Here is an 11731-nt window from a genome sequence, read left to right on the forward strand (position 1 = left end):
ACATAAACTAGCCGTTTATTCCGGCATTATCCTGCTGTGTATGTATATTGTTGCCTTATTGGCGGAACTGGTTGCCCCCTACAACTTACACAACCGAGAAAGCGGGTTTATCTATGCTCCACCCCAGGCTATTCACTTCTTCCATGACGACGAGTTTATAGGTCCCTTTGTCTATGGTTTTGATTTCAATCTAAACATGGAAAATTTAAAACGCGAATACACCCCGAACACATCAAATATCCAAAAAATAAACTTCTTCTGTCGTAGTAATCAAGAGTATGACTATCTCGGCTTGATCAGTGGAGATTTCCATTTCATCTGCCCTGCTGAAAACGGAACCCTTTTCATCTGGGGAACGGACCGATTGGGACGGGATGTCTTTAGTCGTATTATCTATGGCTCAAGAATTTCTCTGACTATTGGTTTAATTGGCGTAGCCATCAGTTTTATACTCGGCACTTTTTTAGGCGGTCTAGCAGGATACTTTGGTGGACTTATAGACAATCTTGTTCTTCGGGCAGTTGAAATCACAAAGTCTTTTCCAAGTTTACCACTTTTTATGACCCTATCTGCCCTCTTGCCTGTTACCTGGAGTCCCCTCGGCGTTTTCTTTGGAATATCAATTATTCAGGGTTTTCTGGACTGGCCGGGATTAGCCCGTGCTGTAAGATCAAAACTGTTGAGTTTGCGTGAAGAGGACTTCACTACCGCAGCACAGTTAATGGGGGCTTCACATGCAAGGGTTATCGGAAAACATCTTTTACCTTCGTTTAGTAGCCACCTTATTGCTTCGGCAACCCTTGCCATACCAATGATGATCTTGGGTGAAACTGGTCTGTCTTTTCTCGGGTTAGGATTAAGAGCCCCAATCACATCATGGGGCGTGCTGCTTAACGAAGCCCAGAATATAAGCGCCGTGGTTCTATACCCATGGTTGCTCTTACCTGTACAACCCGTCGTGCTGGTCGTGCTTTGTTATAACTTTTTGGGTGACGGGCTACGTGATGCCGCGGACCCTTACAAATAAGCTATGGTGTGGTGAGGGGTTTCAAAACCCTCTTCACACATTAATCCGCAATCACGACCAGATCCATTGCCACAGAAACACCCATTATCTGGCTTTTCTCGAGCACTTTTGGCTCCAACAACGGCTGGTAACCTTGTTCAAGAGCTCTTTGGTAGGTGGTGTGGTCTGAAATAGCACGCGCACCAACGTCCTTATTATGCTTTTCAAGCTTTGCTGACAGATTTACGGCATCACCAATTACCGTGTATTCCAAACGCGTATCATCACCTACAGCTCCAAATAGAACAGGCCCAACAGCAATTGAACCATTAACCAGCGGCGCTTCTTCGCCATTATCCCTTTGCCATGCCGCTGTTACATCCATGAGCTCATCCATGGCCCTTAGAGCATCCGCAGCATAGGTTTCCGAAGGGAGCGAGGCACCAAAGGTAGCCATGATTCCGTCCCCCATGAATTTATCAATAGATCCACCGTGCTTCTGGATAATCGGCACACAAAGCTGCTGATATTCAGCCAATGTACCCATCACAACCTCGGCAGATTCAACCGCAGCTAACTTTGTAAACCCCCGCATATCCAAGTTCATAATCGCCGCTTCGCGTCTTTCGGCGCTCCCCACCATTATTTTATCTTTTGAATGGGCAATTTTTTTAGCGACTTCAGGGGAAAAGAAACGTGACAGCTCTTGGGCAGCCTGTCGCTCGGACACAGAATTAATCAATAAAGCGCGGGCGCGAACCAAGGCAACAGCAAGTATAAGAGTAACAACAAGGATAGAGATTATCTTGTCAAACTCAGCCCCAAGAAGAATAGAGTTTGAGGTCATATAATGTACATAATCCCGCGTGATCATGCTGTCCATGGAATCAACCGAGACAACATACATGATCATAATGCCCCAGCCCAAAGCCGCAAATAACCCGGCAATGACAACGAATTTGACTTCAAACCTCAAAGCTCTGATCGCTATGAAAATAAAGACATAAAGAAGGGTTGGGACTTTTAAATAGAAACTCGGGGGCTGGTTGTACTGAATATGGAAGCTCCAGATCAGTACCATCAATAGCGTCATATCAAACAGCGCAGAAACCGCCAATGACCAATCAGGTAGATGGAATTTATAAGCCCAGACAATCCGAATAAGTGTCAAAACCAGATAAATACTCAAGGCCCAAGGAACAGGGGCAAAAGTCACATCTTCATTAAAGGTTTTTGGTGAAAGAAGATAAAGTGACCCAAAAATACTAACGACACCCAGCTGAATCCAGCCAATCAGCCGTTCGGTCTTATCTTCTTGTTCATGAATGGCTTTTAATACCCGCGCTGGCAGAGCTGTTTCGTTAACCGAACTAAACCACTTCATATGTATAATCCTGAAACTTTAAGGCACCTGCCTATGACATCTGTCTGAGAATTGTCATGCAATACACTTAAATTAAGCTTTTTCTATTGTTATTCTATAGAAACTTTGATCAAGCCATAGTCAGAATTACGTGATCCAAAGGAAACTAATTACAGGCTAAGAACCAGCCCTTCTTTTGCAAACAACGTTCCCGGTCGCAATTTCTCTGCTTTCTCTGCTTCTGCATCCAAAAAATCATCGTCATGGCAGGGATCATGATGAAAGGCGATAAGCTGCTTAACATCTGCCTGCTCACAGAGCCGAACCCCTTCTTGCCAGGTTGAGTGCCCCCAATCTTTAAACTTCGGGTACTCTTCGTCTGTATAGCTGCTGTCATAGACCATACAGTCAGCACCTTCGACAAGTTCTAGAATCTGACGATCTGGTACCCCGGGTGTATGTTCAGTATCAGTGATATAACAGAAAGACTTACCTTGATATTCCAAGCGATACCCCGTAGCTCCATTGGGGTGGTTCAAAGGTGTCGTGCGAACCTTTAACCCGGGATATGGCTCTAGCGTTTCACCGCTGTGAAAATCATGGAAGGTCACATTCGCTGAAAATATTTTGGGTGGTACGGGAAACAAGGGTTCCGCCATATACCGGCACAAAATTTCATGGAGATTGCTTTTTTGCTCTAATAAATGCCCCGCCCACAACCGCACTTTATTTTTGGGGTAAAAGTTCGGACCAAAAAATGGCATACCCATAATATGGTCATGATGTGTATGTGAGAAAAAGATATCAATCTGCTGTTTGTCACTTGCCGAGCAAATATTTTGCCCCAAAGATCTGATGCCCGTGCCAGCATCGAATATAAAATGGTGATCTCCACAGCGAACCTCTACGCATGACGTATTCCCGCCATAACGCCTGTGGCTGTTTTCCGGGCAAGGTATAGAGCCTCTTACCCCCCAGAATTTCACTGTAAAATCACTCGTTATAGACACGTTTAATCTCCCGGCTACTACATAGCCAAATGCAAAATTCACAGACCCTTTGCCAAAATACCTCTAGGGTACCAAACGATAACCACCAGGCTCTGTTACTAATAACTTTGCATTCGATGGGTCGATTTCAATCTTTTGTCTTAATCTATATACGTGAGTTTCGAGCGTATGAGTGGTTACACCAGCGTTATAACCCCAAACTTCATTGAGAAGAGTATCCCGACCAACCACCTGAGATCCTTTACGGTACAAATACTTAAGAATAGAGGTTTCTTTTTCGGTCAGACGAATTTTCTTTTGTGTTTCGCCTTCTATAAGAATTTTACCGCTAGGCTGAAAAGTATAGGGTCCGATGGTGAAAACGGCATCTTCGCTCTGCTCATGCTGGCGGAGTTGGGCACGCAATCGTGCCAGAAGAACCCCTAAACGAAATGGCTTGGTAATATAGTCGTTAGCGCCAGCATCTAGCCCAAGTATAGTATCTGCATCTGATTCAGCCGCCGTCAGCATAATAATCGGGCTTTTAACCCCTGCGCGTCGCATAAGACGGCAAACCTCACGCCCATCCATGTCGGGAAGACCAACGTCCAGCAAAATCGCATCATAGTAATCATCTTTGGCCTTTTCCAAGCCTTCCATACCATTTACGGCTTCCGTTGTTTCAAACTCTTCATGTAGATGCAGTTGCTCTCTTAATGACGAACGCAGCGCGTCATCATCATCTACAAGCAATATTCTACGGCCGTTTGAAGTCGTCATCCCATAGGCCCCTTATCTATTTTCCCTGTTTAAATCACAGTGTTCATTTCACAGTTTTTATTTCGCTGCCGGATTTACAATCCGATTGTATTATTTCTGCGGCTATCAAATAACCCGTTTTTATCCAAAAATTACACCCATTTAGATAGCACTCGCACCAACCACATTCAAGCTCACCCGCGAAATCTGTACACCAGAGCATCCCGGCATTAACGATAAACGTGGCTATAAACAAATAAAGTTACACTTTAGCTATCAAAATTATAGATCCAATTTAATTTCAAGCTTGTCTATATCGTGATTTTCAACAGAAATTACAAATAGCAGTTGGTAAACAATACGTGTGCGCCGTAAGATATATTTAACCCGATGTAAATCGATGTACCATCCACAGTTTACTATAAATACAAAAAAAGAACTGGAAATGCAGAAAAAGAACTGGTTCAGGTACCCCTTAACACCTGATAAATGTTAAGAATTGTCGCAAACCCCCTATTCACGCTTCGTATTTTCACACTTTCAATTCGTGCTACTTTGCTATAAGTGACCATTGGCTTTTAGACATTTATCTGGAATGTCAGGATAGTGTTCCCTAAATAAGGAGCGGATCACTGTCCTTTGGTGATATACATTACCAAAAGCTGTGATTACCGAATGCAACCAAGCCGGACGAAAGAACAGATCAGTGCCAGCGCTAGAAGAAAATGCCGCAAGGATCCTCCCTGCTGTTGAGCGAGCCATTGCAGAATTGCGTCGTGGAGCAGCTGTTATTGTACAGCGCCCCGATGGACAATCTGCATTAATACAGGCATCCGAAACTTCATCAGACAAAAGCCTGAACAAACTTCGGTACATCAGTAATGCAGAACCTTGCCTTCTTTTAACAGCACGCCGCGCAGCAGCCATCGGGATCACAGAAGCAGAACCCCTTATCAACACCACAGAAGTCATCGCCTTTGCGCTGGACGGTATGTCACCGGAAGCCGCGTCCTATCTGGCTGATCCAGTACACGATCCTCTGGGGATTAATCTACGGCATGATAATTTTCTGACCACCGAAGTCCCCGAAATACTGGCCCGAAATGCTGTGCTATTGACAAAACTGGCCTGTCTGCTTCCGGCTGCGCTTTTTGTAAATTTGCCAGACGGTAAAGACACAGAGCTTGCAAAAACACATAACCTTCTCGTCGTTTCGGCAAGTGATATTGCAAGCTATCGCAGTACGGCCGCTTATAGTCTAAAAAAAGTAGCATCTGCTCAGGTTCCTCTTGAAATGGCCGAAAAGACAACCGTTGTCGCATTTCGTCCAAAGGACGGAGGCACTGAACATCTTGCCCTTGTTATTGGTGACCCCGATCCAAATCAACCAACGCTAATACGCCTGCACTCTGAATGCTTTACGGGTGACCTTCTTGGTAGTTTACGGTGTGATTGCGGCGACCAACTTCGCGGCGCGATAAAGCTTATGGAAGAACAAGGTGGTGGTGTTCTCCTTTATCTTTCACAAGAAGGTCGAGGCATCGGCTTGATGAACAAACTTCGCGCCTATGAACTACAGGATAGAGGCGCTGATACATCAGATGCCAACGAACTTGTCGGCTTTGACCCTGATGAACGGATTTATATCCCTGCGGCTGAAATGCTGCGTCAGTTGGGCTATGACGAAGTCAGACTCCTGACAAACAACCCAGAAAAAGCAACCGCCCTGATTGAATGTGGTATAGAAGTTATAGAAATGGTTCCACATCATTTCCCTTCAAACGGGCACAATGAGTTTTATCTAAAAACCAAAGCAACACGCTTTGGACATAAGCTCTAAAACCATCTTTCAAAGAAATGCCTTTGAGAATATATAAGCTGATATGGGCAAGCTTTGCCTTATTACAGGAAAAGTATTCCGGTTTATATTTGAATTTAGAGAAAAAGCCCCCTTGTAGGCCACTATAAATTGGCCCGATCATTGCATTGATACACTTGAATTAACGATCAGGTGTTATCAGGCTTATGTTGGATCAGCTCTATTCTCAACAAATTATTCAAAAAGGACAAATCCGTCCTGCCATTCATAATGGGCACAATAATACAGATCTGAGATCAGAAAACGCTTCTCTTCCCACAGCTTCAACACCTTTGGCGCAACCTCAAAATGCACAAATAAACAAAGCGCCTTTATCCCATAAACCTACCCAAGAAAATCCGTTTAAAAATGAACTGGCCAAAACAAACACAACGGATCCAAGCAAGAGGCCCACGACAGAAGCCGCTATAGAACAGCAAAATTCATCTCAGGAAGAACAAAGTTTTGGCTTCTTTGATTTCCTCGATGTTATAAATCCTCTGCAACATATTCCTGTAATTTCAACATTATACAGAGAAATCACCGGCGATGAAATTCAACCTGCCGCCCGGGTTGTCGGTGGGATGATTTATGGAGGCCCTTCCGGTTTTATTTCCGCCATAGCAAATTCAATTTCTGAAGAAACAACAGGTAAAGATATAGGCGAAAACATAATGGAGGCTTTTCTTGGGACTGATGAAGAAGAAAGCCCTGTTCAAGTTGCAGCAGTCGAATCCACCGCCGAGAATACATCACCACCCATTTTTTCTCAGCTGGCCCCGGTGATACCGCCTGCACCAAGCCAACAGCCACTAGTCAGTAATGCGGTAACGAACACCGATGGTACGGGCTCAACAACGTCTCCTCTCGAAGGAAAAGCAGCGCTAGCAGCCCTTTACGATGATATGACAACCACTAAAGCAACAGCTGTTGCACAACCAATTCAAGCATCATCAAATCTACCCTCTAATTCACCCCTAAATTTACAGCAAGCGAACCCAGCCCCTCTATCTCCATCCAGGCCCGGTAAATGGTTCCCTCTCTCTGGTGGTAATGTGCTGATTGCACAGACATCACATTCCCCTCAGCCCACACCTGTAAAAACTGAGACACCACAAGTATCCATCCCAACAACCGCTTCCATCACAGAAAACGCTCCATCGGCTCAGGAAACTATTGCTGCCATTGAAAGTGATTTTGCTCAAAATATGTTAAACGGGCTGGATAAATATAAAGAGCTAAAAAGCAATAACTGAAGCCTCGACAATCCAGACTGAATATGTATGTTTGGCCCAAATCTTATTTCCAGCTTACGTTTAAAGACTGATTTCGGGTACAGACATGGATATCATCGTTCAGGCAGTTAATGGTAATTGGCAGGCGTCATATGGCGACAAAATATGGCCATGTACCATCGGTAAAAATGGCACTGTTCCTGCCAAAGAAAAAGTCGAGGGTGATGGGAAGACCCCGATAGGAAGCTGGAATTTAACCAAAGTTCTATATCGTGCAGACCGTATATCTCTGGAACAAAGAAAAACTATTTGTAAGGTGGTTGAAATTGCACCTCTTTGTCAAAGAGACGGGTGGTGTGATGAACCCGAAGATCCCTATTACAACAAAGCCGTCATTGTTCCCTATACATCCAGCCACGAAGTCCTGTGGAAAGAGCAAGAAAATACCTATGATCTTATCGGACTTCTAAGCCACAATTCAGGCCCTGTCATTCCAGGTCAGGGATCAGCAATATTTCTCCATGTCGCCAAACCGGGGCTGACACCGACAGAAGGCTGCGTTGCTCTTGAACTCAATAACCTCTTAGAGTTACTTTCCCTTATAGAAAGTGAATCAAAGATTGAAGTGATTGGATAAAGCTCTATTAAGCATCTGATGTATTTTTTCAGTTTGTCCCCATATAAAAGAACGAGATTGCAAGTTTAAGAAAGCCCAACACATGAAAAAATCTCTTTCTTATATAGCCATAAGCCTTTTTCTGACAGGCTGTGCCGCAGCTGGCTATGATAGTCTTCGTTCAACTTATTATTCACTAGGATACACAAAAGGCGACGCTCTGTTAGCGGCGAATGGCCAAGCAATCAAAGTGAATGTTGTCTCTAAAAAAGAGAAAGAAGCCCTCGAGCAAAATGTTTCAGCCGGCCTGAATAAATATGGCCCCAAATGGCTTGATGCAAAGTATGCTCCTGCCTCTTCCACAGAAACCAAAAGCCCTTATCAAATGAAATGGGCTTTTAATGTGCCGGAAAGTGGCAACGCAATTGCAATATGTCATGAAGACTATAATTCAAACCCGCAAAATTTTTCCACCACCAATACAAGCGTGGTTCTTGCGGCCTTTTGCTTAAATAACAGAACCTTAACAAGCCTAAGAGCACGGGTTTACTCTGCACCAGATACAGAAGGATTTGCTAAAACCGTCGGACTGATCGGCAGAAAGCTGTTAACAACGACAAATCCCGAAAGATTTGATGACTGTACAAATTTCGATGATTGTACTTAACCCGCACTCGTATAATCACGACTACCAAAAATACCTGACCCGACCCTGACATGGGTTGCGCCGAAACGAACTGCCAAATCAAAATCACTACTCATACCCATTGATAGATTTGGTAAACCGTTTTCCTTTGCAAGCTTTGATAAAAAGGAAAAGTGTAGTGAAGGCTCCTCATCCACTGGCGGAATGCACATAAGCCCGGTAATTCGAAGATCTTGTTCATGGCAAAGGGCAATAAGGTCTTTTAAATCCCCCGGAAAAACACCTGCCTTCTGGGATTCTTCACCTGTATTTACTTGAATGTAGAGTTCGGGACTTTTCCCTTGTTTTTTTATTTCCTTGGCCAGCGCGTTAACCAGCTTAGGTCGATCTACAGTCTGAATGACATCAAAGGTCTCAACAGCTTCTTTTGCCTTATTCGTCTGCAAAGGACCAATCAGATGAAGTTCAATTTCTCCTCTTATCTGCTCAAGATCAGCGAATTTTTTTTGTGCCTCCTGAACTTTGTTCTCACCAAAAACACGGTGGCCAGCTTCATAAGCTGATAAAACATCTTCAACAGGCTTTGTCTTACTCACAGCAATCAAAGATACATTCTCAGAAGCCATCAAAGACTCCACCCGAGAAGACTCTATTTGATCTCTAATATTTTTGAGATTTTTGGCGATATCAACAGACATAATAAACAACGTTTTTTCAGTTAAGACAGAGTTCGAAGTTCTAAGTGACTCGAAATTACAAATACCCAAAACGTTTCATCTGTGCTTTGTGATCTTTCTCAATGCGATAACGTTGTTTATCTGTCAGCACTTCCCGCCATCCACCAGCTTTACCCGAGCGGAAGAATTTCTCGCTTTTATGAGATCTTTCAACAAAGCCTTTTTCTGCCTCTAAGGCCTGTAGCTGCTTAAAGGAAGAAAACTCGACAGCACGCTTTATACGTTCTTCATCCTTTGTTACCCCTAATTTACGCGCCAAACCACCTAAGACTTTGTGAGGGTCAGCCAACATATCTTCATAGCGCAAAACGATTAGTCTATTATGTTTGGATTGGGTCCAGGACTTAACATGCTTTGACCAACTGCTATAAACTTCAAAGATCTGTCCTTCATCAGGCTCACTCATTGCCCCATGCTTATTCATCAATTCAATGGTTTCATCCAGTGAAACGCCAAAATGATAGGCGGCAGAAATTGCAACATCCCTTGGATCTCTGACGATATAAATGGCGGCTGCGGTGACTGACATATTACAAAGCGGTTGTTCAGAAAACTCTCCGAGATAGTTATGCGTTTTGAATAACACAACATTCTTATTAATATTAACTGCTCTTTTTTGTGCTTTGGTTCGTAACTTTGCTATATCAAGGAACGATAAATCCTCAAAGCTTTGATTTTTTTCCAATAGCGGAGCAGTCCAAGATTTACTCGCCTCTGACATACAAACTTCCGCTGCACGATCAGGGGTGATTGGTTCTTTTTCATTTAAAATTAGATTGGCCAAAAAAATCCTAGTCCATGTATTTCCTGATTTAGGATAGGAAGAAATCCAAACAATTCCCGGCATCAATTGTCTCCATTTTAAACTCAAGGACGCCAAATACATATCTTCGACGCCAAATTTGGATATTTAAATAATTACCTATCAGGACTAGAAAATACCTGCAAGCAGATCAAAAAAGCTTCTTGTTTTTTTATTATTATACCCAGAGTCCCTATTTTGGTTAAGGAATGAATTAATCAGATTCTAACGTTAAAAACTTAATATCCCTTCATTCCTCTGAATATTCTCGACTCAAAGCATCCATTTTGTTGCATCAATGTCACACTAGTACTCAAAAACAACATTACATAAGATTCCAGTATTGCAGTTCTTTTTCAGCTAGTGCTACAAAAGCACACGTTAATTGAAGGCTTTGTGCCTCATTTATTTTTTTTTGGAGATCGAATATAATGAAAAAAGTTCTGCTTGCTAGTTCAGCTCTTGTAGCTGGCGCGGCTTTCGCAGCACCAGCAATGGCTGCTGATGGCGAAATCGTATGGTCCGCATTCACACAGTTCCACGTTTCTTCTACTGGTGTAGACAGCGACTCAACTGCCTCTGGTGGCGACACCAATAAAGGTATTGATTTCAACACTAACTCTGAAATCGCGCTTACTTACACAGCAACTGCTGACAATGGCCTGACTTACGGTCTACACATTCAGCTCGAAGCTGATCAAGGTAACACAAATGATGCCGATGAAAACAACATCTTCCTAGAAGGTGATTTTGGTCGCGTTGAGCTTGGTGACCAAGATTCTGCTGGTGATAATTTGATGGTTTCTGGTTCGTCAGTTGGTTTTATGTTTGGTATGTACGGTAACTATACTGGCTCAACCATGTACAACTCCCGTAGTGCACGTATTGGTGCAGCTCGTTCAGCAGCTGATTTTAGTGATTCGAGTGATGACACCAAGATAACTTACTACACACCAACTTATAATGGATTCAGAGCAGGCATAAGTTTTGCCCCAGATAATGACCATGGTGGTACTGTAAGCGCTGGAAATTCTGGTACTGATGTCTACTCAGGCAGTGGAGCTCTTACATATGATGCTCCAGCAGTTGATCTGTCATTAAAGTATGCAAGAGGTAACGTTGAATAATTACGACTTTGACGTTCTCATTCTCGGTTGTGGTATTGCAGGACTTGCGACTGCTGCAAAACTTGCTGGAACAGGGCTTAAGATAGGAATCGTTACTCGGGCCAAAGACCCACAGGTAAGTAATACATACTGGGCCCAGGGTGGAATAATTTATCCCGATGAAAGTGACAAGCACCTTCATAGTGATATTCAGGTAGCTTCTTCTAATACATCAAATCCACATGCAATTGACACACTAACTAAGTATGGAAAAATTGCCATTGATGAATTACTACTTGAGATGGCCAATGCTAACTTTGAAAAAGATGAGAATGATTCTTTAAAATTCACAAAGGAAGCTGCTCATTCAATTGAAAGAATTTTATATCGTGGTGACTATACAGGAAAAGAAATTCAAATAAGTCTTCTAAACTTACTAAAGGATAGTGAGAGATTTCCATCTGTTCACTTCTTGGAAGGCCATACTGCAATCGATCTTATTACAGCGTCTCATCATGGTATTACCATTGCGCAAAGATATGAAGAGAGGAAAATTCTTGGTGCCTATCTTTTAAATCAAGATATGGGCAACGTGGTTAAGGCTATGGCCAAGA

The 11731-nt window shown here is 43.1% G+C and carries 12 protein-coding genes; 7 read left to right on the forward strand and 5 right to left on the reverse strand.

Features of this window, described 5'->3' with window-relative positions; translation table 11 throughout:
- Positions 1 to 1027 (forward strand): ABC transporter permease (locus tag Q0241_RS21110; protein ID WP_299381059.1); only part of this gene is annotated, 1027 nt, incomplete at its 5' end.
- Between the two features lie 40 nt (positions 1028 to 1067).
- On the opposite strand, the gene Q0241_RS21115 is transcribed toward Q0241_RS21110, so the two are convergent.
- From Q0241_RS21115 to Q0241_RS21125, 3 genes are all read right to left on the reverse strand, one after another.
- On the reverse strand, positions 1068 to 2390 hold the full coding sequence (locus Q0241_RS21115) for an adenylate/guanylate cyclase domain-containing protein (protein WP_299381060.1): 1323 nt from the start codon (positions 2388 to 2390) through the stop codon (positions 1068 to 1070).
- A 149-nt stretch (positions 2391 to 2539) separates the two neighbouring features.
- Positions 2540 to 3379, reverse strand: coding sequence for an MBL fold metallo-hydrolase (locus Q0241_RS21120; RefSeq protein ID WP_299381061.1), 840 nt, complete (start codon positions 3377 to 3379; stop codon positions 2540 to 2542).
- A 63-nt stretch (positions 3380 to 3442) separates the two neighbouring features.
- Positions 3443 to 4138 carry a response regulator transcription factor gene (locus Q0241_RS21125; RefSeq protein WP_299381062.1) on the reverse strand — a complete coding sequence of 232 codons (696 nt, stop codon included), beginning with the start codon at positions 4136 to 4138 and terminating at the stop codon, positions 3443 to 3445.
- A gap of 685 nt (positions 4139 to 4823) precedes the next feature.
- On the opposite strand from Q0241_RS21125, the gene ribA reads away from it, so the two are divergent.
- The 4 genes from ribA (at position 4824) to Q0241_RS21145 (ending at position 8493) form a co-directional block, all read left to right on the forward strand.
- Entirely contained in the window at positions 4824 to 5957 is a 1134-nt protein-coding gene (gene ribA, locus Q0241_RS21130) for a GTP cyclohydrolase II (protein ID WP_299381063.1), read from the forward strand.
- Between the two features lie 185 nt (positions 5958 to 6142).
- On the forward strand, positions 6143 to 7231 hold the full coding sequence (locus Q0241_RS21135) for a hypothetical protein (RefSeq protein ID WP_299381064.1): 1089 nt from the start codon (positions 6143 to 6145) through the stop codon (positions 7229 to 7231).
- An 85-nt stretch (positions 7232 to 7316) separates the two neighbouring features.
- Positions 7317 to 7847, forward strand: a complete 531-nt coding sequence (locus Q0241_RS21140; protein ID WP_299381065.1) for a L,D-transpeptidase family protein — start codon at positions 7317 to 7319, stop codon at positions 7845 to 7847.
- A gap of 82 nt (positions 7848 to 7929) precedes the next feature.
- Positions 7930 to 8493 (forward strand): hypothetical protein, encoded by a 564-nt coding sequence (locus Q0241_RS21145; protein WP_299381066.1) that lies wholly within the window; start codon positions 7930 to 7932, stop codon positions 8491 to 8493.
- Here the strand turns inward: Q0241_RS21145 and Q0241_RS21150 are convergent.
- Together Q0241_RS21150 and Q0241_RS21155 are read right to left on the reverse strand one after the other, a co-directional pair.
- A complete protein-coding gene (locus tag Q0241_RS21150; protein WP_299381067.1) occupies positions 8490 to 9170 on the reverse strand; it encodes a YggS family pyridoxal phosphate-dependent enzyme in 681 nt (226 codons plus the stop codon). The genes Q0241_RS21145 and Q0241_RS21150 overlap by 4 nt on opposite strands.
- A gap of 55 nt (positions 9171 to 9225) precedes the next feature.
- A complete protein-coding gene (locus Q0241_RS21155; protein WP_299381068.1) occupies positions 9226 to 10056 on the reverse strand; it encodes a sulfotransferase domain-containing protein in 831 nt (276 codons plus the stop codon).
- 386 nt (positions 10057 to 10442) lie between these two features.
- On the opposite strand from Q0241_RS21155, the gene Q0241_RS21160 reads away from it, so the two are divergent.
- Both Q0241_RS21160 and Q0241_RS21165 read left to right on the forward strand, forming a co-directional pair.
- Complete coding sequence (locus tag Q0241_RS21160; RefSeq protein ID WP_299381069.1) at positions 10443 to 11138, forward strand: porin; 696 nt, start codon at positions 10443 to 10445, stop codon at positions 11136 to 11138.
- Positions 11131 to 11731, forward strand: a 601-nt coding sequence (locus tag Q0241_RS21165; protein WP_299381070.1) for an FAD-dependent oxidoreductase, incomplete at its 3' end; no start/stop codon positions are given. The genes Q0241_RS21160 and Q0241_RS21165, both read left to right, overlap by 8 nt.

The organism is uncultured Kiloniella sp. (assembly GCF_937128705.1).
GTDB lineage: Bacteria > Pseudomonadota > Alphaproteobacteria > Kiloniellales > Kiloniellaceae > Kiloniella.

Coding starts and splice junctions, on each gene's coding strand:
- Q0241_RS21140 (WP_299381065.1), top strand. CDS start 7,317: ATGGATATCATCGTTCAGGCAGTTAATGGTAATTGGCAGGCGTCATAT.
- Q0241_RS21155 (WP_299381068.1), bottom strand. CDS start 10,056: ATGCCGGGAATTGTTTGGATTTCTTCCTATCCTAAATCAGGAAATACA.
- Q0241_RS21160 (WP_299381069.1), top strand. CDS start 10,443: ATGAAAAAAGTTCTGCTTGCTAGTTCAGCTCTTGTAGCTGGCGCGGCT.
- Q0241_RS21115 (WP_299381060.1), bottom strand. CDS start 2,390: ATGAAGTGGTTTAGTTCGGTTAACGAAACAGCTCTGCCAGCGCGGGTA.
- Q0241_RS21135 (WP_299381064.1), top strand. CDS start 6,143: ATGTTGGATCAGCTCTATTCTCAACAAATTATTCAAAAAGGACAAATC.
- Q0241_RS21145 (WP_299381066.1), top strand. CDS start 7,930: ATGAAAAAATCTCTTTCTTATATAGCCATAAGCCTTTTTCTGACAGGC.
- Q0241_RS21125 (WP_299381062.1), bottom strand. CDS start 4,138: ATGACGACTTCAAACGGCCGTAGAATATTGCTTGTAGATGATGATGAC.
- Q0241_RS21150 (WP_299381067.1), bottom strand. CDS start 9,170: ATGTCTGTTGATATCGCCAAAAATCTCAAAAATATTAGAGATCAAATA.